Here is a 25,126-nt window from a genome sequence, read left to right on the forward strand (position 1 = left end):
TTTTTTAGTGTAAAAACGTTGAAAACTCATAAAGCATGCATATCAGGCTTATAGATAACAAAGTAAACATGGCCTAACACCATTAAAATAATGAAGAGGAAGCAAGATGGCACTGCGGACGCTGCTCGCACTTAGTATTTTTACCCTTGTAGGTTGTGAACAACCCCTTACCTTGAGTAAAGTGTGCGAAGAAACACCTGGGTTTTGTGAAGATTTAAATAAGGATAGTCACTGTAAAGAACTGCGCTCTGATCTTATATTTGCCAGATATCACGAATACAAATCACCTAATGATGATAACAAATATGACTTACTAAAAAAATTAGAGTCGTATAATTCTTGTGTATCTCTGGCTGCAAAAATAGAACACATAAAGTTAAAGGAAAAGACCACATCTCGTGTTGAAGGTCATTTAACTAGCCTCAAAGAGATGAACCGTATTTTTCAAGATACAAAGCACACTGATCATCCAGGATTACTTTATTACCATTGGTCCAGAAATAATAGTAATTTTGCTATGAATAAGCTTTTGAAAATGCAAGACCAAGACGAAGTTAAGAATGATGCTGAAATACAATTATTTTTAGCAACTTATTTCGCTAAATTTGATGATGAAAAAACAGTAGACTTACTCTATCGAGTACTTGAATTAAACCAAGCTGGTCAACAGCCAAAATTAGAGGTATACAGCAGCCTAGTCAGTATTTTCTTCAAACAAAAGAAATATAAACATGCTTATACGTTTGCAAAAATAGCGCAAATGTCTGGATTTGAAGATATTGATATTTTACCTGTAACACATGAAATCACCAGTCGAGGTCGTCCTCTTGCTCCATTAGATGAACTCGCTATGCAAACCTATGAAGAAATTCAAGCAGGTACGTTCGTTTCACCTCGCGACTTTTAATTGAAAAATATCAGCAAATAAAAAAACCCTAACAAGTGTTAGGGTTTTTTTTATGTCTTGGCTAGTTAAGTACTAGTTTATTTTACACCTAGTTCTTCAAGACGCTCTTGTAAGTAACTATCAGCAGTGTAACGCTCCGATAACACAACTTCAGGTTTTGGGTGTAAGAATAACGGTAAAGAAATACGTGAATTCTTAGACGCTTTACCTGAAGGATTGATTACACGGTGAATCGTTGATGGGAAGTAGCCACCAGATGCTTCTTGAAGCATGTCACCGATATTAATAATCAAGTTACCAAAATCACATGGTACGTCTAACCAGCCACCATCTTGTGTTTGTACTTGTAAACCTGGCTCATTTGAAGCTGGAAGCACAGTAAGTAAATTAATATCACCATGTGCCGCTGCACGAATAGCACCGGGCTCTTCATCACCGGTCATAGGCGGATAGTGAAGCACGCGAAGTAAAGTTTGCTCAGAATCTTTGATCATATCTTTTAGATCTATTGAAAACTTAGCTTTAACGTCTTCTGGTGCCTGTGCTTGAACCCAGCTTAAAAGCTCAGCGGCAAACTCATTCGCAATACGGTAGTACTCACGGATCTCAGCGTCTAATTGTGCAGGAACACGACCTTTTGGATATACATGGAAATATTCTTTGATGTCTTTAACAGTAAAGCCTTTTGCAACTTCTGAAACATCTGGTGGGAAGTAACCATCTTGATTTTCTTTATCGAATAAGAAGTTGTGTTTCTCTTCTGTATAGAAGAACTCTTGCCAATTTTTATAAATTGATTCAACTAATTCTTGTGGGATTGGGTGGTTCTTTAAAACGCCGAATCCTGTATTACGAAGAGATTCAACGAATTGCGCAGCTGCGTCATCTGCGCGGTAATCTACCGTAGGTAATTGTTGCATAATGGTCCACTCAGTTGTGTTTAGTTAAAACAGCTTTTTGATAAGTGTAGCCAATTATTTACTAGCCTTATCAAATAGTGTTGACCCTTGACATAAGAGTGCGGCGAGCATAAGAAAATAGACCGAGCTACATAAGGACTTATGTCCGCCTTTTGCGTAAGTGTTAAACTAAATTGAGATAGATCAATTAATCTAAATACATAAAAAAGGCTGCATAAATGCAACCTTTTCTCTTTATTTACACTCAGGTTTTAGCCCTTTTTGCCATGCTGAACGCTTTAATGTCTCAGCTTCAGGCATTTTACTATTCAAAGTTTGCATACGTGTGTCAGGCGCTGGATGAGTTGATAAAAACTCTGCAGGGCGCTCACCACTGAGTTTATTCATATTTTCCCAAAGTTTCACTGAACCAGTTGGTTCGAATCCCGCTTTTGCCATTAGATCTAAACCAATTACATCGGCTTCACTTTCATGAGAACGGCTAAAAGGTAAAGCGACCCCTACTTGAGCACCAACACCTAAACCTTGCATAATCGCTTGGCGGTATTCCACATTACCCATTTGCAATGCCACATCACTTGCCTGCAAGCCAAACTGCAACAAGCTATTTTGAGAAACTCGTTCATTGGCGTGCTCGGCGATAACGTGACCCACTTCATGGCCCATAACCGCAGCAAGTTGATGTTGATCTTTAGCGACCTTTAATAGCCCTGTATGCACACCAATCTTTCCACCTGGTAAAGCAAAGGCGTTGGCGCTGTCTTCTTTAAAAACGACAACCTCCCAGTCTTGATTTGCATATTGCGTAGGTAACTGAGCTATTAGCTTATCTGCGATACAGCGCACATAAGCATTGGTGTTTTTATCTGTTTCTATGGCTTGCTGCTCTTTCATTTGAGCAAAACTTGCAACCCCCATCTCATTCATCTTTTGTGGTGAGTAAAGCGCAATTTGTGTTCGCCCTGTTGGAGAGGTTTTACAACCTGCAGCCAATAAAGATAAGGCAACTATGCCGATCAGTTTTTTCATAGCGATTCCTTTAAAGGACGTTTTAAGTGTATATGATTATTTTATAATAAAAATTTACGTAAACAATTTAATTCAGGCAACAAAAAACGGGCTAAATGAGCCCGTTTCAATTCAAAAAGCAGAAGCTGATTATTCAGCTGCTTTAGATACCATTACCATCGCAGGGCGAAGTAAACGACCGTTTAAAGTATAACCTTTCTGCATCACAGCTAGCACTGTGTTTGGTGCTACATCATTGCTGGGCTGAATTGACATTGCCTGATGGAAATCTGGATTGAACACTTCGCCTTGTGGATTTACAGTTTCAACACCAAATTTAGCGACAGCGTCTTCAAAACTCTTAAGCGTCATTTCAACACCTTCAAGAACTGGCTTAAGTGTTTCATTCTCTTTATCTGAAAACTCAATAGCACGATGAAGGTTATCGATCACAGGCAAAAGCTCATTAGCAAACTTTTCAAGTGCAAATTTATGTGCTTTTTCTACATCTTGTGCAGCACGGCGACGAATGTTCTCAACATCAGCTGCGGCACGAACAACACTGTCCTTTTGATCTGCAATAGTCTGTTTAGCTGCTTCAAGCTCTGCATATAAGCCTGCAATCTCCTCTTCTGGGCTTAGTTCAGTTTGTACTTCTTCTTGAGCTTGCTCTTGTTCTACTTCTATTTGCTCAAAAGGCTCTACCACTTCTTGCTCTGGGGCATTATTTTGCTCAGACATATTTTTCTCCAAAATCTTACAACTGCGGACATTATGGGGATGGAAAAACCAGTTTCAAGTACTCGCCAACGAAAATTCTTCAATAATTGCTTCGATTGGTGCACAAGTTGAGCAAATCACACAAAATCGGCTCTGATATTCACCATTTTCAAAATAAGGCAGGCTTAAAATCACTGTTTTGCCCAATTGATAACTCGATAACTCATTACCCATGATGAGTGATAAACCATTTTTAAAAGCTAATTTATCTTCAATATCGTGAAGAAACCCAACTCCAAGGTTGAGCTCTTTATTTGACTCTATGGCGTTATATAAATGCCTTTCTCCAAGTAAAATACAGTTATCTGAACCTAGTTGCTGATGAAGTTGAGCAGTCCATTGGGTCAATTGAGCTGTACAAGTTTTAGGTGCGCTATTTGCCATTGCAAACATACGTTGCAAACCTTCTTTCAAAGGCTGTTGACTAAAAACAGTATTCATCCAAGAAGCAAATTGATAACGCTGTGCGTCGGTTTCAAAGTCAGGTTTATCAATCAAAATATTCTGTGACTGCCCAGCTCTATCAATTAACAGTACTAACCATGAACTACTATCAAAACCAAGCACTTCTACCCTAAAAATTATTTGTGAACTCGCTTGTGGTAACCCAACACAACAACACACTTGATATTTTTGACTGAGAGAGTGCGCTAATTCTATGAGTTTAGACTGCTCAGGTTGCCAATAGTGGCCAATATCAGATAAGTTAAAATATTCACTTAGCCAGAACTTAAAACCTGCATCGGTGGGCATTCTTCCTGCTGAAGTGTACGGAGAGCAAAGTAAGCCAATCTTTTCAAGCCGAGCCATGGCGTTTCTTACAGTAGCAGAGCAAACAGCCATGCCTTTTTGTTTCGCTATTTTACTCGACGGCACAGGCTGGCCTTCGCCATTGCAATACATACTCATCACAGCAGTAAAAATTTGCTGATCTCTGGGACTTAATTTCATACTTTATCCACAGGCCATCAAAAAAGTTTTCTCTTAAATGTTTTTCGGTTAGTCTTGCGCTAACTTAATCAAGGAAAATAATCATGACAAGCCCTTTTAAAACCATAGGCTTAATCGGTAAACCTAATCACAAAGGTGCGGCATTGACATTACACCGCCTTTATACCTTTTTGCAAGCATTAGGATACGAGGTACTTGTAGAAGAGCGTGTTGGCGCACAAGTTCAAGAAATCGCACCTGAGGGACTCATTGAACTGGTTGAGCTTGGAAAGCGCTGTGATCTGGCTATTGTTATTGGCGGTGACGGCAATATGCTTGGTGCCGCTAGAGTACTAGCACGGTTTGACGTCGCCGTTATCGGTGTTAACAGGGGTAACTTAGGCTTCTTAACCGATCTTAACCCTGATGGCTTTGAGCCTGCGCTTGAAGAAGTGCTAAGAGGTGAATTCATTGCTGAGTCACGCTTCTTATTAGAAGTCGAAGTCTATCGTCATGATGAATTAAAAAGTGCAAATTCCGCCATGAACGAAGCAGTATTACATGCCGATAAAGTGGCACACATGATTGAGTTTGAAGCATTTATTGATAATCAGTTTGTGTTCTCGCAGCGCTCAGATGGTTTAATAGTCTCAACACCAACAGGCTCAACAGCCTATTCTCTTTCTGGTGGAGGCCCGATCCTTACCCCAGAATTAAATGCCATGGCGCTTGTACCTATGTTTCCTCACACTTTATCAAGTAGGCCGTTAGTTGTAGATGGTGATAAAGAAGTGAGATTAAAACTCAGCTTGGAAAATACAGATAGCTTACAAGTTAGTTGTGACAGCCATGTGGTCTTAGCTGTTTTACCGGGTGATGAAGTGGTTATTAAAAAAGCAGAAAAGTCTTTACGCTTGATTCATCCAAAAAGCTATTCATACTATGATGTCCTTAGACAAAAATTGAATTGGGGCAGTAGACTTTACTAAGCCCATTAAAACATTCAAAATCGGTACATAGCTATCAGGAAGTACACACGTTATGAATTACATTATTATCGCCACAATCGTGCTACTAATCACACTTTTAGGCGTTTATCTTGTTATCGAAAATAATAGAAAAAAAGCAAAAAACGCTGAGAAGCAGGTTTTTAACCAAAGACACAATGAAGTAACACTGCATTTTAAGACTAAAACCTCTGAATTTGTTGCAGCCGGTGCTATAGCCTCAAAATACAGTGGCACAATTAACACCATCGTTAATAACTTTTTTGTTGTGCAAGCACATACAGAAGACAATTTGAATCAACTCGAGCGCATCGTTGAGTTATTTATATTGACTGTGGGTGAGGAAGTGCATAAGCATCGTGAGCATGACACCATGGATACTTTAAAAGACACCATGACTGCTTTTGCAAAAGAGCTTCCGACAAACGGTGTCGCGTATAACAAAGATTTCTACTATGAATCACTGCCTGCAATGATCACTTTATTAAAAACCGCTGACATAGCAGATGTTGAAAGCCAAGACAAAGATGAAACAGATAAAGACTCTGACTCAGATCAGAACAATCAAACTGAAGTGAATAAACTCGCTACAGCACAAATTTAATTTCACGCTTGATTTATTAATAACTACTGTATAAATTGACAGTGTAAACACTGTTTGGATATACATATATGTTGATCAGTCTTGAGATTAGTAACTTCGCAATTGTAAATGATTTAAATATTGAATGGCGTGATGGCATGACAGCCATCACGGGCGAAACTGGTGCGGGTAAATCCATTGCCATAGATGCCCTCTCACTTTGCTTAGGTGAAAGAGCGGACGCAGGTGCGATCAGACCGAGTGCTGATCGCGCTCAGATCGTGGCACAATTCAATATTCAACAACTCCCTAAAGCTCAGCAATTTCTTAAAGAGCATATGCTAAATAACGATGAGCATGATTGTATTTTACGTCGTGTCATTAGCCGAAGCGGTCGTAGTAAAAGTTACATAAATGGTGTTTCAGTTACTGCTAGTCAACTTAAAGAGTTAGGCGAATATTTAATCGCCATCCATGGACAACATGCTCACCAATTACTATTAAAAACTGAACATCAACTTCATCTGATTGATGCATATGCAGGTCACACTCACCTACAAACTGCCGTAAAAAATCAATTTCAGCATTACCAGCAATTACAGCGAGAATATTCAACTCTTTTAAAAGAACAGCAGGCTAAAGCGGCACAACAGCAGCTGCTAGAATATCAAGTGGCTGAATTAGATGAGTTTTCACTTGAAGCTGATGAATTTAAGCAAATTGAAGAAGAACAATATCGGCTGAGCCACAGCCAGACCATTATTAATACCTGTCAACAGGAGTTAATGGCTTTATATGAGCAAGATGGCACCACAGTGTTAAGCCAGCTACAGCATAGTGCACAACAGTTCAATAGTTTAACCAGTGTTGATAGTTGTCTCGCTAACATCGCTCAGTTGCTAGAAGAAGCCGTTGTACAAGTCGAAGAAGCAAGCCGCGAAATTCGAGACTATGCAGACCAAATTGACCAAGACCCGCTCAGATTACAAGAAGTCGAAGATCGTCTATCTAAAATCATGGATCTATCGCGTAAACATCATGTTAGACCTGAAGAACTTTATGAGCATCATCAATCGTTAAAAGCGCAGCTTGATAATATTAGCTCTGATAACGCCCGTATAGATATTCTAGAGCAAGAAATAGCTCAAACACTGTCAGCTTATCAACAAGCTGCGATGGCGCTGAGTAATAGCCGAAGCCAGTCGGCGAAAAAACTACAGAAGCTTATTAGTGCGAGCATGGATGATTTAGCCATGAAACACTGTAAGTTTGCAATTGAATTGCAGCCAAAACCAGAGCTTAGACCTAATAGTGAGGGTTATGATGCCATAGAGTTTTTAGTTTCAACGAACCCAGGTCAACCGTTGCAAGCTTTAGCAAAAGTTGCTTCGGGTGGTGAACTCTCTCGTATCAGTTTGGCTATTCAAGTGATTATCGCTGAAAAAGTGACGACGCCAACGCTTATTTTCGATGAAGTCGACGTGGGTATTTCTGGCCCAACCGCCTCTCAGGTTGGTAAATTACTTCGTAAGCTTGGAAAGTCGACGCAAGTTATATGTGTTACCCATTTACCGCAAGTTGCGTGTAGTGGCCATCAACAGTTTTTTGTCAGTAAAAAAGTCATCAAAGGGGAAACTTTTACTTCGATGAAACCATTAGAAGATGCGCATCGTGTTGACGAAATTGCCCGTCTTATCGGTGGTGAATCGATCAGTGAAACCACCCGAGCCAGTGCAAAAGAGCTATTGGCTATACAAGCAGCATAAGCGAGAAGCGAGAAGCGAGAAGCGAGAAGCGAGAAGCGAGAAGCGAGAAGCGAGAAGCGAGAAGCGAGAAGCGAGAAGAAGATAACAAAAAACCCAGTTTGAAAACTGGGTTTTTTGTAGGTAAATATATTTAATATTGGACTTTACACTTCTAGAAAATCCAGAATACCTTCTGCGGCATTACGGCCCTCAAAAATAGCTGTTACAACTAAGTCTGAACCTCGAACTGCGTCGCCGCCGGCAAAGATCTTAGGGTTACTTGTTTGATGCGTGTAGGCGCCCTGCTCAGGCGCAACAATGCCACCCCAACGGTTAATTTCAACATCGTATTGTGCTAGCCAATCAAGATTGTGTGGTTTAAAACCAAACGCCATGATCACCGTATCAGCGTCAAGCACATGCTCTGTGCCTGGTACTTCTTCTGCACGTTGACGACCTGCCGCATCGGGTTCGCCTAAGCGGGTTTCGACCATCTTCACACCAACAACTTTGCCTTCGGCATTTAATTCAATGCCTTTTGGTTGAACATTAAACTTAAAGTTTACGCCTTCTTCTCTGGCATTTTTTACTTCACGAACTGACCCTGGCATATTTGATTCGTCACGGCGATACGCACAGGTAACATGCGCTGCGTTTTGACGGATAGATGTTCGTACACAGTCCATCGCAGTATCACCACCACCTAACACCACGACTTTTTGATTCGCCATGCTGATATAAGGCTGCTGAGTTTCATCGTACCCCATCACTCGGTTTGTATTACCAATCAAGAAAGGTAAAGCGTCATATACGCCCTCAGCATCTTCGTTCTCTAGGTTACCGCGCATACTTTGATATGTGCCCACGCCAATGAATACTGCGTCATATTCAGCAATGATTTCATCAAGACTGATATCTTTGCCAACTTCTGTATTTAACTTAAACTCAACGCCCATCTCAGTGAAAATTTCACGTCGATTTTCCATCACTGATTTTTCAAGTTTGAAAGATGGAATGCCAAATGTCAGTAGCCCACCAATTTCTGGGTTACGGTCGAAAACAACCGGTTTAACCCCATTGCGTACTAGAATATCTGCACAGCCTAAACCTGCAGGACCCGCGCCAATAATGGCGACTTTCTTGTCAGTCCAAACTACATATGACATGTCCGGCTTCCAGCCTTGAGCAAAGGCTGTATCTGTGATGTATTTTTCGATATTACCGATTGTTACAGCACCAAACTCTTCATTGAGCGTACATGCCCCCTCGCATAAACGGTCTTGTGGACACACTCGACCACATACCTCAGGCAAGCTGTTGGTGCGATGTGAGAGCTCAGCGGCTTCTAAAATACGACCATTACGGATCAACTTTAACCACTGTGGAATATAATTATGAACCGGACACTTCCATTCACAATATGGATTACCACAGTCCAAACAACGATCAGACTGAGAATTCACTTGGTTTTGTGAAAATGGCTCGTAAATCTCTACAAATGATTGCTTACGTGATGAAATTGGTTTTTTTCTTGGATCAACTCGTTGCACATCGATAAATTGGTAAACATTTTCGCTCATACTCTTCCCCTTACTGCGCCTGTACTCTTAATTCAGCGCTACTGCGAGCACGATGACCTAATAGGCTCTTTACATCACTTGAGATTGGTTTAACTAGCTTGAATTTAGGTAGATACAATTCAAATTCAGCTAGGATCTGTTCTGCCCGAGCTGAGCCTGTAAGCTCTAAGTGCTCAGCAATCAAACCGCGTAGGTGCTCTTGATGTGCATTAAGCGCTGACAGCTCAACAATTTCAACTAACTCCGGGTTGATTCGCTTTTCGAAGTCTGCTTTTTCATCTAGTACATAGGCGAATCCACCTGTCATGCCTGCACCAAAGTTGATACCTACATTGCCAAGTACACAAACAACACCGCCCGTCATATATTCACAGCCGTTGTCACCTAAGCCTTCAACTACAGACGTCACACCTGAGTTTCGAACCCCAAATCGCTCACCCGCTTTACCTGCTGCGAACAACTTACCGCCTGTCGCACCGTATAAGCAGGTATTACCGACAATACTTGCTTGATGTGACTCAAAGCTTGAACCAACTGGTGGACGAATTACTAGTTTACCGCCAGCCATGCCCTTACCGACATAATCGTTAGCATCACCGACTAAAGTCATTTCAAGGCCACCGGCATTCCAAACACCGAATGATTGGCCTGCAGTGCCGTGTAGTTCAATTGCCACAGGATCTGCTGCCATGCCTTGGTTGCCATGTAAATTGGCTATGTAACCAGATAGCATCGCGCCTACCGAACGATCGGTGTTGCTAATACGATTCACCAATGAAATACCTGATTTGCTCTCAATTGCAGCTTGTGCTTTTGATAGCAGTAGTTCATTTAGCTCTCCCTTATAATGAGAGGTATTCGCTGCAGAGCAGTATAAAGTCTCATTGGTTGGGTTATTCGGCTTGGCTAACAGGTCTGATAAATCTAGCTTGCTTTGCTTGCTCGTCTTGCCTTCGATCATTTCTAGTAAATCAGTGCGACCAATTAAATCTACTAAACGAGTTACGCCTAGTTGCGACATGATTTCACGGGCTTCTTGAGCAATAAACTTGAAGTAGTTCATCGCCATCTCAGGTAAACCATGATAGTGCTTCTGACGAAGTGTATCGTCTTGAGTTGCAACACCTGTTGCACAGTTATTTAAGTGACAAATACGAAGATATTTACAGCCAAGTGCGACCATAGGGCCAGTACCAAAACCGAAGCTTTCTGCTCCTAAAATAGCTGCTTTGATGATGTCTAAGCCTGTTTTAAGGCCGCCATCTGTTTGCAGGCGAATGCGATGACGAAGACCATTTTCAACCAAGGCTTGCTGAGTTTCAGCAAGACCCAACTCCCAAGGGCTTCCGGCATATTTAACCGATGTCAGTGGGCTTGCCCCGGTACCACCGTCATAACCCGCAATCGTGATTAAATCAGCATACGCTTTGGCAACACCCGTTGCGATTGTGCCAACGCCAGGCTCAGATACTAACTTAACTGAAATCATCGCTTCCGGATTAACTTGCTTTAAGTCGAAAATAAGCTGGGCTAAATCTTCAATTGAATAAATATCATGATGTGGTGGTGGCGAAATTAGCGTCACACCCGGTACCGAGTAGCGCAATTTAGCAATGTAAGGCGTTACCTTTTCACCAGGTAGTTGACCACCTTCACCAGGTTTTGCACCCTGCGCAACTTTGATCTGAATAACATCGGCATTTCTTAAATAATGCGGAGTAACGCCGAAACGGCCCGATGCCACTTGTTTAATACGAGAGTTTTTCTCTGTTCCAAAACGCAGTTTATCTTCACCGCCCTCACCAGAGTTCGAACACCCACCCAAGCGGTTCATGGCAATTGCCAGCGCTTCATGAGCTTCTGGTGATAATGCACCGATACTCATGGCCGCAGAGTCAAAACGCTTATAAAGTTCTGTTGCAGGCTCTACATCATCAAGGCTAACAGGTGATACGTCAGACTTAAGCGCCAATAGGTCTCGAATGTTTGTCACTGGACGATTATTAACAAGATCCGCGTATTTTACATAATCTTGATATTCACCCGATTTAACAGCAACTTGCAGTGATTGTACCACATCAGGGTTGTAAGCGTGATACTCACCACCGTGAACAAATTTTAATAAACCACCATGAGACAACAGCTTACGCTTACTGAAGGCGAGCTTATGAAGTTGCGCTTGTTCATAAGCAAAATCTTCAAAATCTGCGCCCTTGATACGGTTAGCCACGCCTTTAAAACACATTTCAACAATGTCATTTGATAAGCCAACAGCTTCAAATAGCATAGAGCAACGATATGACGCGACCGTACTGATCCCCATCTTAGACATGATCTTGAATAGACCCTTATTGATGGCATTACGATAAGCCAGCGTCACCTCGCGGTAGGTTTTATCAATCACTTTACTGTCACACATGGCGACCAGTGTTTCGTATGTCAAATATGGGTAGATCGCGGTCGCACCAAACCCTAATAACACGGCAAACTGATGCGGATCTCTGACACTGCCTGTTTCAACTATGATGTTGGCATCACAGCGTAAATTAGTATTTACCAAACGCTGTTGTACCGCGCCCACTGCCATAGCTGCAGGAATTGGCAACATATCTTTGCTGATATTTCTGTCACTCAAAACCAGCATGACACACCCTGAACGTGCTTTTTCCTCAGCCTCGTCACAGACTCGTTCTAAGGCTGATTTTAAAGACTCTGTTTTGTCATAGTTCAATTGAATTTTACAGGCACAGTAGTGTTCATCATCCGCATTCACTAACTGCTGCATATCAGAGAATGTGAGCACTGGTGAGGCAAACTGAAGACGCTTAGCATGACCAGTTGTTTCATTGAAGACGTTTTGCTCACGGCCGATACAGGTTGCCAATGACATTACGTGATTTTCACGAAGTGGGTCGATCGGTGGGTTTGTCACCTGCGCGAACTTTTGACGAAAATAATCGTACAAGGAGCGATGACCTTCAGACAATACAGCAAACGGGGTGTCGTCACCCATTGAGCCTGTTGCCTCTTGGCCATTTTGACCCATAACACGAATAACGTTATCTAATTCTTCATTGCTGTATCCGAATAGCTTTTGATAAGTCAGCAATAATTCATCGTCAAAATCGCGTACACCCGCATCCTCTTCCGATAAATCTTCAAAAGGCGTAAGACGTTTTACATTTTGCTCAAGCCAAGTTTTGTAAGGATGACGTGATTTTAAGTCTTGATCGATTTCATCAGACTGCCAAATCTTACCATGAAGGGTATCGATGACCAGTAATTCTCCTGGGCCAACACGGCCTTTTTCAACCACTTCATCGGCTGTGTAATCCCAAATACCGACTTCAGATGCAAGCGTGATAAACCCATCTTGGGTGATCACGTAACGCGCTGGACGTAGACCATTTCTGTCTAGGTTACATGCCGCAAATCGACCATCTGACATGACGATACCTGCGGGGCCATCCCAAGGTTCCATATGCATAGAGTTAAAATCGTAGAAGGCACGTAAATCATCGTCCATAGCTCGGTTTTTTTGCCATGCAGGCGGCACAAGCATGCGCATAGCACGGAAAATATCCATACCTCCGGCAAGGAATAATTCAAGAATGTTATCTAGGCTTGATGAATCTGAACCTTCTTCATTTACAAATGGCGCGGCCGTTTGTAAATCAGGTAACAATGGTGAAGAAAACTTATAAGCACGCGCTCTCGCCCACTGGCGGTTACCAGCAATAGTATTTATCTCACCATTGTGCGCCAAATATCTAAATGGCTGAGCTAACGGCCATCGTGGCTGCGTGTTCGTAGAAAAGCGTTGGTGGAAAACACAGATAGCACTTTTCATGCGCATATCTGCCAAATCTAAATAAAAGTTTGGTAGGTCCACTGGCATCATAAGGCCTTTGTAAACCGTTACCAGGCCTGAAAGACTCGAAATATAAAACTGGTCGTCTTCAACTAAGCGCTGCTCAATACGACGTCTTGCGATATACAAGCGACGCTCTAGATCTTTTGGACGCCAGCCTTCAGGTGCTGATACAAACACCTGCTCAAATTTAGGTAGTTGCTTTAGCGCAATTGGTCCCAACATATTCGGTTCCGTTGGCACGACTCGCCAGCCAACGAGTGTTAACGTTTCTTTTTCTAATTCTTCGTTAATCACTTTTCGGGCTTGAGATGCAAGCGTTTCGTCCGCATTCAAAAACAACATACCGACAGCGTAATTTTTACCTAAGTGCCAACCGTTTTCAGTGGCAATGGCTCGAAAGAAGCTGTCAGGTTTTTGCAGTAATAAACCACAGCCATCACCTGTTTTACCATCTGATGCAATACCACCACGGTGTTGCATTCGGTCTAACCCTGTAATTGCATTGCGGATCAGTTTATGACTTGCTTGCCCGTTTATCTGAGCAATTAAACCAAAACCACAATTATCTTTTTCTAACTTAGAGTCATATAGCATGCACCCCTCCCCCTGCTACATCTATGGCCGGAAATGAACAAGACGATTGTTCCGACAGATATTCAAAACTAGCTTTGTTTTAAAATGGAGTCAACAAAATTATGAATAGATATTCACTAACTTGAATATTTCTCATTGGTCTGACAAATTCACCAAAAAAGTAAAAAACAACAGAAATGTTAAATTATGACAAACAAAAAACAAATGACACCGGTAACATTTTAAAGAATATTTAATAAAGGTTGCGTTAAGTCACTTAAATCACCACCTTTACGTTTACGTAAACTGAAAATCAACAGAATAAATATTCACAATAAGCAGCATTAATAGATGTTTATGAAAAGGAAAATATTTGCTGGTGAAACTGAATCTAATCGGGCTTTATATTGCTAACTGATTAAAGCATTTGAACATGAGAAAAGAATAAATAACGGAAATAAGATCAAGACTTATAATATAAGCATGAACTACTAATGAATGCATAACTGTAAATGCCGATCAAAGCTAAGAGGTGATATTTTTTAGAGAAATGTATGAAATATCTATTATAGGCGCCTGTTCCTTAGAATATTTCAAAAAATTAGTACCAGTTTTAGGCAAACCAAATAAGATTTAAACACTTTAGTAAAGTTAATTAGAGAAGAGTCAGAGCCTTCTGTTCATGCAGTTTGGTCCCATAAAAATGTTGAACACCCAGACTATCCGACTCCTGCAGAATTAAGGTAACTATCAAAGCGAAGTGATACGAAATCAAGCTCTCTACTTCGCCATGACAATGTGAATTATTAATCCTGCTTTGGTGCCAAATCAAAATGCAGGTAAGCAGCATTCGACGCTATACGACCTCTCGGCGTACGCTGAATAAAACCTTGTTGAATTAAGAAAGGTTCGATGACATCTTCAATGGTTTCGCGCTCTTCACCAATAGCTGCGGCAATATTGTCGAGGCCGACTGGGCCACCAGCAAATTTTTCAATAAGTGCAAGTAGATACTTTCTGTCCATGTAGTCGAAGCCGCATTTATCGACATCGACCATATCTAGGGCTTGCTTGGCAATATCTTGGCTGACTTTACCGTCGCCTTTGACTTGGGCAAAATCTCTTACTCGGCGCAGTAAGCGGTTGGCGATACGTGGTGTTCCGCGTGAACGACGTGCCACTTCATCGGCACCTTCTGGGCTAATAGCTAGGTCTAGATAGTATGCCGAACGAGAAATAATAGTTGCTAAATCTGCAGCTGAGTAAAACTCTAAGCGCTGCACAATACCAAAACGGTCACGCAGCGGTGAAGTCAATGAACCAGCGCGCGTGGTGGCACCGATCAGTGTGAATGGCGGCAAATCGAGTTTAATCGAACGGGCTGCAGGTCCCTCGCCTATCATTATGTCAAGCTGATAGTCTTCCATTGCAGGATAAAGAATTTCTTCTACCTGTGGGCTCAAACGGTGAATTTCGTCAATAAACAGCACGTCACCCTCTTCTAAATTGGTAAGCAATGCTGCTAAGTCACCGGCTTTTTCGAGTACAGGACCCGAAGTAGTCTTAATATTCACTTCAAGCTCGTTAGCAACAATATTAGCAAGGGTTGTTTTGCCCAGACCTGGAGGACCGAAGATCAAGAGGTGATCGAGTGCTTCTTGACGAGATCGAGCAGCCTCAATGAAAATTTCCATCTGTTTTTTTACATGGGGCTGGCCTGTGTAGTCGTCTAATAATTTTGGACGAATGGCTCTGTCTATAACTTCTTCGTTGCCTTGAACACTTGGCTCAATCAGTCTATCAGCTTCAATCATAAGGGTTATTACATCATAGATTTAAGCGCTTCTTTGATCAGCGCTTCGGTATTCATATCTGGCTGGCTTACTGCCTTCACCGCTTTTTGTGCTTGCGCTAGTTTATAGCCTAATGCGAGTAATGCAGCAACTGCATCATCGGCTGGATTATTGGCAACCGTCGGATCTTCTTGTGGCGCAATGACCGCATTATCGCTAAATGGCGTGAGTAAATCATTGCCGAAGTCTTTTAAGCGATCTTTCATTTCTAGCACTAAACGTTCAGCGGTTTTCTTTCCGACACCCGGAATTTTCACCAAAGTGGTCGCGTCTTCGTTATTCACACAGTGGATGAATTGCTCAGCTGACATACCCGATAAAATCGCTAAACCAAGTTTTGGACCTACACCATTGGCTTTTATCAATTCTCGAAATAAAGCACGCTCTTTTTTATGATTAAAGCCAAATAATAACTGGGCGTCTTCACGTACCACAAAATGCGTGTAAATCGCTGCTTGCTCGCCAATATTAGGTAACTCGTAGAAACAGGTCATTGGCATTTGAACTTCGTAACCTACCCCATTTACATCAAGTAAAATTTCTGGCGGTTGCTTTTCTAACAAAGTGCCGCTTAGTCTTCCAATCATGTTTATTACCTTAATCTTCGACGAACTGTTTTGCTGGCATTACCAGCTAAACGAATTAAATTTTGCTCAGAATGTGCATGACAAATGGCAATGGCTAATGCATCTGCGGCATCGGCTTGCGGTGTACCCGGTAACTTCAAGATACGTTTCACCATTTCTTGAACTTGCTCTTTTTTAGCACCACCTGTGCCTACAACCGCTTGTTTTACTTGCCTAGCGGAGTATTCATAAACAGGAACATCTTGCATAGTCGCGGCAACAATTGCAGCGCCTCGGGCTTGCCCTAGTTTTAATGCGGAGTCAGGATTATGTGCCATAAACACTTGCTCAATGCCAAAACTTTGTGGGTTAAATTGCTCAACCAGCTGGGTGACACCTTGGAAGATCATTTTTAATCGGGTCGGAAAATCATGCTCCCCAACTTTAATACAGCCACTGCCTAAGTAGGTAAACCTACTTCCTTGATGATCAATAACGCCGTATCCAGTAAACCTTGAACCGGGATCTATGCCTAAAATTACTGCCAAAGCACATTCTCATTTATTTTTTTGGCATAATGCCAAAATACTGTATGAATTACCAGTTATTCATTATCTCTTTGTAACGCTGGCAAAATTACGGTTGCGATTGCACCTTGCTCAAGGTGATTCTCTAATTGTAATTGCCCGTCATGGTTCAGCATTATCTGTCGACTTAATGCTAAGCCTAAACCAGTGCCTTGCTGTTTAGTGGTATAAAAAGGCACAAATAAGTTATCAAAATTAGCGATCCCCTGCCCAAAGTCTCGGATGCTAATTTTCAACATGTCATCACTTGCTTCAAGTTCTAGTTCAATGCCTTGCTGGTTATTTACTGTATTGGCTTCAATGGCATTTTTTATCAGATTGATAAGCACTTGCTGAAGCTGTTTTTTATCAACATTCAGCACTAACTGTGAGGCAGGTTTTGGCCAATTTTCGCTATAAGTAAATTCACAATCAAACAAAGGCAGAATAGGACCAAACAAACTTTGTACGGTGACCGCTGATTTACTCGGCTTTGGCAATTGAGCCAACTCTCGGTAACTGGTAATAAAGGCTTGCAAAGAACTTGCCCGCTCAGAAATGATTTCAAGCCCTTGTTGAAACTGAGGTTGTTTAGGAAATTCACATTGTTGAATTTTCTTATTAAGGCTACGACTGATTGTCGCTATTGGCGTGAGTGAATTATTAAGTTCGTGACTTAATACGCGCAATAGGTCTTGCCATGCTTGCTGTTTTCTCTCATCTAGTATTTGTTCTGCTTTTATTAATAGCAGCAGCGTATGTGGGTTGCCAGCGCTTAAATACTTATCTTTAAAAGCAAAATACTCGCCTTGTAACTCCGTAGTCTTTAACGTCACAACTGCTGAATTTTTCTCAGTGATTGATTTCATCCAATGGAAATCTTGAAGTGAACAAACTTCTAACTCTTGGCCTAAAAATAATTGGGTAAGTGCGGCATGATTTGCCATCACGATATTTTGCTCATTGTCGTAAGCAAAGCAAATAGCTTGAACCTGATCTAAAATTTTATCGATCAGGATCTGCTTTTCAGATACTTGGCGACTCTTTGTTTGTAAATTATCTGCGAGCGTATTGATTAGTTTCAACAGTGGCGCGATGGCGGCATCTTGCTGTAAGTTTCCACGCATTGTGTAATCTTCTTCAATCAAAGCCGCCAATAAGTTACTGATGAGCTGTTGTTGTTTGTCTATGTTATTTCGTGTGGTATACACCACATAAAACAACCCTAACAATGCGATGATGCTGAAAAAGGCCAATAAATAGATGTTGAACCCTGCGTAAAGTAAACTAAAAAAAGCCACTAAAACCGTAGGGATCGAAAGCCCCAATAATAACCGAGTCTGCTGCTGTTTATGATCAACCGCTTTCGTTTTGGAGCGTGCGAAAAATTGCATGCTATTGCGCTTCGTATTTAGCTAAACGACGGTAATAGCCGCTGCGACTAAGACCCAGAGATTTGGCTGTTTCGGTGACATTCCCAGCAAAGTGTTTAAGTCTTTGCTCCATGGCCTGAAACTCTATTTCATCTAAGGTTAAAGTGGCTTGGCTGGTAATACTGTCTTTTGGCATCGATGTCAGTGCATTTTGCTGAGTGAGACTACTGGTTACGTTGAGATTCAGGCTCTCAGCTGTGATACTTGTTTCACTTAAAAACAGCGCGCGCTCAATACAATGACTTAACTCTCTTAAATTGCCCGGCCAGTGATATGCGAGTAATGCAGCTTTAGCACACTCAGACAAACAAACATCGTTTTTGCCATAATGCTTACTTTGCTTTGCAACAAAGTAATTTGCCAATGGTACTATGTCGTCTTTGCGCGCTTTTAACGCAGGCATGTGCAAGGTAACCGTGTTTAAGCGATAAAATAAATCTTGCCGAAATGACCCTGCTTGAATCGCAGATTCAAGATCTGTATTAGTCGCAGACACTAATCTTACATCAGCACATTGGGTTTTGCTTGAACCCACAGGCTCAAATTGTTTTTCTTCTAATACGCGTAGCAATTTTGCCTGCTGAGCGAGCGGAATATTACCTATTTCGTCTAAAAATAATGTACCATGCTGCGCCATTTGAAAGCGCCCTGCACGATTTTGTTTGGCATCTGTAAATGCGCCTTTTACATGACCAAATAGCTCGCTTTCAAATAAACTTTCTACAATCGCGCCCATATTTGCACTAACAAAGGGCCCTGAAACTCGCTTTGAAAACTGATGAATTTTACTTGCAAGTAAGCTTTTACCTGTGCCGTTTTCACCTGTGATCAAAATGTTCATATCACTTTTTGCTAAACTTTGTGCTTGTTTGAGCAGTTGCTGCATCACTGCAGATTCAGCAATGAGATCGTCATGTTGGAGATATAAGTCTTGTTTAAGTTGACTATTTTCGTCTTGCGCAAGTTCGAGCTGTTGCTCGCGCTCGGCCAGTGTAATTTGAGTTTGAATGGTATTGATGAGTGCGTCGTCTTGCCACGGCTTTTGCACAAAGTCTTTTGCACCGGCCTTCAAAGCTGAAACCGCGATATCTATGGTCGCCCAGCCTGTCATAGCAATTATTGGCGGCAGTTTATCGGCCAAAAATTCATTCATTTGTTGAATAAATTCAATACCTTCACTGCCTGATGTGGTATCACGATGGAAGTTCATATCCAGCATGACAAGATCAAATGTATGTTGCGTTAATTGGGTTTTAGCCGCTTCAAGAGACGTTACCCCTTGCACATCAAAACCATGATCATCTAGTAAAAATCGTAGGCTGGCGATGATGTTAATATCATCGTCAGCCACTAAAATATTTGCCATTATTATTGTTATTCCTTACTCATAGCGAAGCACCTGGCTTGGCTCCAATACTACCGCATTTCTAGTCGGGAAATAAATGGCAAGTAACACCGCACTGGCAACTAGCACTGTTACGACGCACGCAAGTATCGGATAAATGTAAGCCGGAACTAGCTGCTCTGTAAAATTATGAAATACATAAGCAATCAAGACAAAAAGTAGTAAGGCTAAGCCACTCCCCAGTACCAACAATTTACTACCTTGTTTTACGAATAAACTGACTATCGCTCTATCTGTCGCACCGACAGAGCGGCGGACGCCAATTTCATTGTAGCGTTGGAAAACTGTACCCGCACTCAAGCCATAAATACCTGTTAATGCTAAGAACAACGCGAAGAAAGCACATCCAAAAGTAATAAAGAACGCTGTTTTGGCCATTTTATGCAGCATGCCAAAGTCATCTTCTTTCGATCTAAAATAACCAGGATCAGACGCTGGATCTAATCGATAAAATACATGATAAAAATCGGTCTGAGCTTGTTGGTTATCTCCAAAGTGCTTTAATGTCACTCTTAAAGGCACGACTTCACCTTGTAACGCCGATGTATAAATTTCGTCTTCTTTATCAAGTGAAGCAAATAGAGACGATGCATTCATTCTGTTTGTCACAACTCCCACAATTGTGTGTGTCTCTTTTCCTGATTTAAGTTCAACGTCTATTTGCTCCCCAAGCGGGCTGGCATTCGGCCAGTATCGTTTTGCCATTGAATCTGAGATCACAGTTGTTCGCATTGCATTGCGATGATCTTGTTCGTCAAGGTGACGACCCTCTAGCAAATACGGACCGTAGCTTTGTGTGTTTCCAATCAGCTCAATCACATCTACTTGTGGTTTGTCCTGATCTCTTTCAATGATTTGGCCTGCTGGGTAGACAGGCTTTTTACCCAAGTAGGCACTGAGAGAGACATCACTGATACTATCTTGCTGTTCAAGTTCAGCTTTTAGTAATTGATAATAAGTAAGTTTTTGTTCTGCAGAGGTATAGCGGTTTTCATCTAACGTTAAATTCACATCTAGACTATTCTTGAAGTCGACGCCCATATCCATATTAATAATAGTTTGGGATAAAAACGCAGATAACCCGCCAATAAGCATTAGGGTAGAAATTAAAAATATTTGTGCGGTCAATAATACTTTAGAAAGTCGACCCGCTTTTTTACCTTGAGCTCCTCGTGTACCATCTCGTAGAGTGGCATTCACATCTTGTGTTGCTGCTTTACACGCAGGTAAGAAACAAGCAAAGAAAAGCGTCACTATTGCAAACACTAAGGCTGCGAATAAGGTGTCAGTATCCATTCCCCAATGCCACCAGAATGCAAGGTTATCAGCCATATGACTTTGTAAAACGATTTCTGTATAACTCAGGGCAGCTCCTGCTAATAAAACCGCTAACACAGAACCAAGAATGGTTAAAATGCTCCCCTCCCACATTAACTGAGAAATTAAACGCTTTGTGGGGGCACCTAACGCAGCACGGATCGCCGTCTCTTTATTTTTCTCTAACGCTCTAGCAAGCAATAAGTTACCAACATTGATACAAGCGAGTAATAATATGCATAGTGCAACACCATTGATAAAGGTAAAAACAATACCACCCGCACCATTTACTTGTGCACTCGGAAACGATGTAATCGCAACTGTTCTTGGCTCATAGTCACGGCCCAGTGCTTGCTGCTTCTGAGAATAAAACCCTTTTAACAAGCTAGATAATTCAGTTTCGGCTTGCTCAACAGACGTGCCTTTATTTAAACGACCGTAGGCACTAAGCCACTCATCGTTGCTCATTTGTGGCTGTCTATATTGCAAAGATAAAGGCTGCCAAGCTCTACCTGCGACTGGAAACGCAAAACCTTCAGGCATAACGCCTATAACCGTCGTTAATTGATTATTAAGATTTATAATTTGACCAACTATATCTTGCTGACCATTAAAAGTGCTCTGCCAAATAACATAACTTAACACCACCACAGACTCTGCACCGGCTTGGTAGTCTTCAGCTTGTAGTGTACGTCCCATTAATGGTTGAACTTTTGCAAACTCAAAGAAGTTACTATCCACTTTTTCTAAACTAAGTCGTTTAGATGTTTGTTCAAATAATATATGCCCAAATGTTGATACATAACGACCTATCTGCGCGAAACTGGTTTGTGATTCGATTAGATTCGCGGTTTCCCAAGCCGGCATAGGATCTAGGTCTGCATCTTCTTGTGATTGAGAAGATATATGTAAAATGGTATCGCCTTCGGGTAAAGGTAAATCTTTGTATAGCACTGAATTCAAAAATGAAAAACTATACAAGCTGACAAATAGCCCGCCAATAAGCACCAGCAGCGTCAAGGCTGAGAATTTAGGCGACTGAAGTAATTGTCTTAGTGCATACTTAATATCAAGCCACATACTGTGCTCCTTACGCTGGTACTTTTTCGACGGAATGAAGCATGACATCATTGACTAATGTGCCATCAAGAATACTAACTTGTCGCTGCGCCATCTGAGCACTGCGAGGGTCGTGCGTCACCATGCAAATCGTGCTGCCATCTCGATGTAACTGGTCAAATAACGCCATCACTTTTTCTGCATTTTGACTGTCTAAGTTACCTGTTGGCTCATCGGCAAAGATAATTTTAGGATCGTTCACCAAAGCTCTTGCAACGGCCACTCTTTGCTGTTGACCACCAGAGAGCTGAGAAGGAAAATGATACGCACGATGTTGCATACCAACACGTTCCAATACTTCATCCACCTTACTTTGCATCAAGCTCTTAGAGACATCATTTTGGTAAGTCAGCGGCAACATGATGTTTTCACTGATTGTGAGACTAGAAATTAAGTTAAAAGACTGAAAAACAAAGCCGATGTCATAACAACGGATCCTGGCCCGTTTATCACGACTAAAACCCGTGACATCCTGACCATTAAATAAATATTGTCCGCTGGTTGCGGTGTCGAGCAAACCTAAAATAGACAACAAGGTAGATTTACCACAGCCAGAAGGGCCAGACAGGGAAACATACTCACCTTTTGCTATTTCAAGATTAATATTACTTAACGCATGGGTTTCGATGTCTTCAGTTAAAAATGATTTATTGATGTTACTTAAACTTAATAATGACATGAGAGATCCTTTTTAAACCTATTGATATTATTGTATTTTGACACTGCTATGAGATGCCCATGCGCTGGTGTCAGAGATAATAATTTGATCGCCGGGGTTAAGACCAGAAAGAATTTGAATATATTTGGCAGTACTGGTGCCAAGTTTGACTTCATGTTTTTGTGCAAACGCGCCGTCACTGGTCGTTTTGAACAGATCTACCGTACGATTTTTTGGTGCAAATGCAGGGCGTTTTACATAAAGCGTGTTTTTGATGTTTGTCACTTCAATGTAACCATCAATATTAAGCTCTGAGCGCGCTTCCTTAGGCAGTTCAGAGATAATCCCCACCTCCACTGTTACCAGGCCATTTTCAGATAACGGGGAAATACGCTGCACTTCACCCACGAGCTTATTAAAACGGGTATCTATGGTGACGGGTTGACCCATTACAACGTCTTTAACTTGTATTTCTTGTACGTTTATCTCGGCAAATAGCGAACCAGGATCTATTACCAAGGCTGCGTTTTCACCGCTATTAAGTTGCTGACCAAGCTCAATTGGCAGCTTTTGTATTACGCCAGAGATACCCGCTGTGATCGATAAACCACTTACCTGCTGTTGTGCTTTTCTGAGATTATTTTCGACCTGCTCAAGACGTGCTTGTCTTGCTAATTCGCTGGCTTGGTAGTTTTGTTGCATTTTATCAGCACGTTTTATTTGTGCCTGCCAGCGAGCATACTGTTGCGTAACCACAAGTTGAGTGCGTTTAAAATCTAACGCAGATAATGAGCCTTTACCTTGATCTAGTAACGATTGCTCTGCATCTAGTTTTAGTTTTGAGCTTTTGTAATTAAACTCAGCTTCCATAACGGCATTTTCAAGATCAAGTTGTTGAGCTTGTTGCGCAACTGCAGCAGCATTATTCTCAGCCTTAATGGCTTTAAGTTCCCATTGAATTTTCTCTAGTTCACTCAGCAGTTCAACATTTTCTAACACCGCAATTTTCTGTCCTTGCACCACACTGTCGCCGGGTTTTGCAAGTAACTGCTGAACTCTGCCTCGAGATTGCGCTGCACTCCATTGCAATGATTTTGGCTTTAAAACCCCAGAGCCCCTAACCTCAATTTTGAAGTCTCCCTGCTGCACATTAGCCATTTGTAATTTATCTCGTGCGACAAAGTAAGACGCATCACCTAAAAACTGCTTTGATAGGTAAATCGCTAGAACAATCAAAGATATAACAGGTAAGTACCAATATCGTTTAATTGCAGGTTTTGATTGTGGGGTTCTCTTCGTATCCATAGCTGACTCCAATAGTTGAACTAAGTAACTTAAATCAACTATCGAGCCAACACTTATCTTGTTGTTATTTAATGATTTTTATATTCTTAAAGTTAAAGACGGTACTAAATTGTGTCGAAACTGAAACAGCTTACAAAATAAAAGTGTCTCAATTATGAGACACTTTTATACTATTTGAATTGCTTTTAAGCTGTGACTTCTTGGTGATCATGGATAATTTCAAATATTTCTTTAAATGAATGGGCTGTTTGAAGAATATTAACTGGAATATGTAACGCCCTAGCAATATCACTGGCTGAGATCATACCTCTTAAGCTACCTTTTTCATCAACTAACAAGATGTGTTGATGACCTAACCCTCTTAGCGTTTCGAGTACATCGCCTATTTTAGAATTTTCTACCATTGAGTAAGGCATCGCACGTAGATCAGATTTCTTTGTCATTATATCTTCAACAGTCAGATCATTGCGCGACTGGTTGCGTTTTTGCGCCACAGTCAGTACTTTTATACCCGTTAAATCACGAGAGTTAATAACTCCTAAAAAAGTATCGTCATGGTCTATTACTAACTTAGACCTAACATGACCATTTACCATCATAAATAAAGCATGATCAACATCTACGTCTTTTAAAATAACTTGCGGCGTTCGTCGGGTAAAATCTGTCACTATCTTAAGGGCACTACTCTTAAGATCTAACTTTTCTGAGTCGAAATGATCGCAGAATTGATACACCCCTTTTAACTCAACAGTGTCTATTTTTTTAAATTCACCCATCTGTTACCTCGCAAATTACCATTCACTTTATTGCAATAATAAAAATATGGTTCAGTACGCTCGAATATGCAAGCTAGTGTAAGTGGCTGTAATCGCATATTACAAAAAAAAAGCTTAGACTTTATTTGGGTTAATACAATTTGAACTTTTCCAAATTTCATTATTCGTGCAATGTGTGCATTAACAAGTTAAATCATATTGTGCTGAACAACTGGACAGTT

The 25,126-nt window shown here is 41.3% G+C and carries 19 protein-coding genes; 4 read left to right on the top strand and 15 right to left on the bottom strand.

Annotated features, from left to right (window positions below; all coding sequences use genetic code 11):
• Positions 1-106 precede the first annotated feature (106 nt).
• Entirely contained in the window at positions 107-907 is an 801-nt protein-coding gene (locus tag ACGHEH_RS00300) for a DUF2989 domain-containing protein (protein ID WP_390440729.1), read from the top strand.
• A 77-nt stretch (positions 908-984) separates the two neighbouring features.
• On the opposite strand, the gene ACGHEH_RS00305 is transcribed toward ACGHEH_RS00300, so the two are convergent.
• From ACGHEH_RS00305 to ACGHEH_RS00320, 4 genes are all read right to left on the bottom strand, one after another.
• A complete protein-coding gene (locus ACGHEH_RS00305; RefSeq protein WP_390440731.1) occupies positions 985-1,827 on the bottom strand; it encodes an isopenicillin N synthase family dioxygenase in 843 nt (280 codons plus the stop codon).
• Positions 1,828-2,061: 234 nt separating this feature from the next.
• Positions 2,062-2,856, bottom strand: a complete 795-nt coding sequence (locus ACGHEH_RS00310) for a M48 family metallopeptidase (RefSeq protein ID WP_390440733.1) — start codon at positions 2,854-2,856, stop codon at positions 2,062-2,064.
• Positions 2,857-2,985: 129 nt separating this feature from the next.
• Positions 2,986-3,576: a nucleotide exchange factor GrpE gene (gene grpE / locus ACGHEH_RS00315; protein ID WP_390440735.1), complete on the bottom strand. Its 591-nt coding sequence runs from the start codon at positions 3,574-3,576 to the stop codon at positions 2,986-2,988.
• Positions 3,577-3,630: 54 nt separating this feature from the next.
• Complete coding sequence (locus ACGHEH_RS00320; RefSeq protein WP_390440736.1) at positions 3,631-4,566, bottom strand: HrcA family transcriptional regulator; 936 nt, start codon at positions 4,564-4,566, stop codon at positions 3,631-3,633.
• 83 nt (positions 4,567-4,649) lie between these two features.
• Here ACGHEH_RS00320 and nadK point away from each other — a divergent pair, with 83 nt between their 5' ends.
• The 3 genes from nadK (at position 4,650) to recN (ending at position 7,901) form a co-directional block, all read left to right on the top strand.
• Positions 4,650-5,534 (top strand): NAD(+) kinase, encoded by an 885-nt coding sequence (gene nadK / locus ACGHEH_RS00325; protein ID WP_138480122.1) that lies wholly within the window; start codon positions 4,650-4,652, stop codon positions 5,532-5,534.
• Positions 5,535-5,586: 52 nt separating this feature from the next.
• Complete coding sequence (locus ACGHEH_RS00330) at positions 5,587-6,156, top strand: hypothetical protein (protein WP_390440738.1); 570 nt, start codon at positions 5,587-5,589, stop codon at positions 6,154-6,156.
• Between the two features lie 68 nt (positions 6,157-6,224).
• Positions 6,225-7,901: a DNA repair protein RecN gene (gene recN / locus ACGHEH_RS00335; RefSeq protein ID WP_390440739.1), complete on the top strand. Its 1,677-nt coding sequence runs from the start codon at positions 6,225-6,227 to the stop codon at positions 7,899-7,901.
• Between the two features lie 143 nt (positions 7,902-8,044).
• Here recN and ACGHEH_RS00340 read toward each other — a convergent pair whose 3' ends face one another.
• The 11 genes from ACGHEH_RS00340 to ACGHEH_RS00390 form a co-directional block, all read right to left on the bottom strand.
• Positions 8,045-9,460 (bottom strand): FAD-dependent oxidoreductase, encoded by a 1,416-nt coding sequence (locus tag ACGHEH_RS00340; protein ID WP_390440740.1) that lies wholly within the window; start codon positions 9,458-9,460, stop codon positions 8,045-8,047.
• A gap of 10 nt (positions 9,461-9,470) precedes the next feature.
• Complete coding sequence (gene gltB, locus ACGHEH_RS00345; protein WP_390440742.1) at positions 9,471-13,928, bottom strand: glutamate synthase large subunit; 4,458 nt, start codon at positions 13,926-13,928, stop codon at positions 9,471-9,473.
• Between the two features lie 785 nt (positions 13,929-14,713).
• Positions 14,714-15,721, bottom strand: coding sequence for a Holliday junction branch migration DNA helicase RuvB (gene ruvB, locus ACGHEH_RS00350; protein ID WP_138630609.1), 1,008 nt, complete (start codon positions 15,719-15,721; stop codon positions 14,714-14,716).
• A gap of 8 nt (positions 15,722-15,729) precedes the next feature.
• Positions 15,730-16,347: a Holliday junction branch migration protein RuvA gene (gene ruvA, locus ACGHEH_RS00355; RefSeq protein ID WP_130256417.1), complete on the bottom strand. Its 618-nt coding sequence runs from the start codon at positions 16,345-16,347 to the stop codon at positions 15,730-15,732.
• A 5-nt stretch (positions 16,348-16,352) separates the two neighbouring features.
• Complete coding sequence (ruvC, locus tag ACGHEH_RS00360; RefSeq protein ID WP_390440745.1) at positions 16,353-16,874, bottom strand: crossover junction endodeoxyribonuclease RuvC; 522 nt, start codon at positions 16,872-16,874, stop codon at positions 16,353-16,355.
• 56 nt (positions 16,875-16,930) lie between these two features.
• Positions 16,931-18,286, bottom strand: coding sequence for a sensor histidine kinase (locus tag ACGHEH_RS00365; RefSeq protein ID WP_390440747.1), 1,356 nt, complete (start codon positions 18,284-18,286; stop codon positions 16,931-16,933).
• 1 nt (position 18,287) lies between these two features.
• Complete coding sequence (locus ACGHEH_RS00370) at positions 18,288-19,691, bottom strand: sigma-54-dependent transcriptional regulator (protein ID WP_390440749.1); 1,404 nt, start codon at positions 19,689-19,691, stop codon at positions 18,288-18,290.
• Between the two features lie 15 nt (positions 19,692-19,706).
• The gene (locus ACGHEH_RS00375; RefSeq protein ID WP_390440751.1) at positions 19,707-22,127 is read right to left on the bottom strand and encodes an ABC transporter permease; all 2,421 of its coding nucleotides are present in this window, start codon (positions 22,125-22,127) and stop codon (positions 19,707-19,709) included.
• A gap of 10 nt (positions 22,128-22,137) precedes the next feature.
• Positions 22,138-22,845 carry an ABC transporter ATP-binding protein gene (locus ACGHEH_RS00380; RefSeq protein ID WP_390440753.1) on the bottom strand — a complete coding sequence of 236 codons (708 nt, stop codon included), beginning with the start codon at positions 22,843-22,845 and terminating at the stop codon, positions 22,138-22,140.
• 27 nt (positions 22,846-22,872) lie between these two features.
• Positions 22,873-24,129: an efflux RND transporter periplasmic adaptor subunit gene (locus ACGHEH_RS00385; protein WP_390440755.1), complete on the bottom strand. Its 1,257-nt coding sequence runs from the start codon at positions 24,127-24,129 to the stop codon at positions 22,873-22,875.
• 185 nt (positions 24,130-24,314) lie between these two features.
• The gene (locus ACGHEH_RS00390; protein ID WP_390440757.1) at positions 24,315-24,905 is read right to left on the bottom strand and encodes a CBS domain-containing protein; all 591 of its coding nucleotides are present in this window, start codon (positions 24,903-24,905) and stop codon (positions 24,315-24,317) included.
• Positions 24,906-25,126 lie beyond the last annotated feature (221 nt).

The organism is Pseudoalteromonas sp. MTN2-4, from assembly GCF_042848605.1.
Lineage (GTDB): Bacteria > Pseudomonadota > Gammaproteobacteria > Enterobacterales > Alteromonadaceae > Pseudoalteromonas.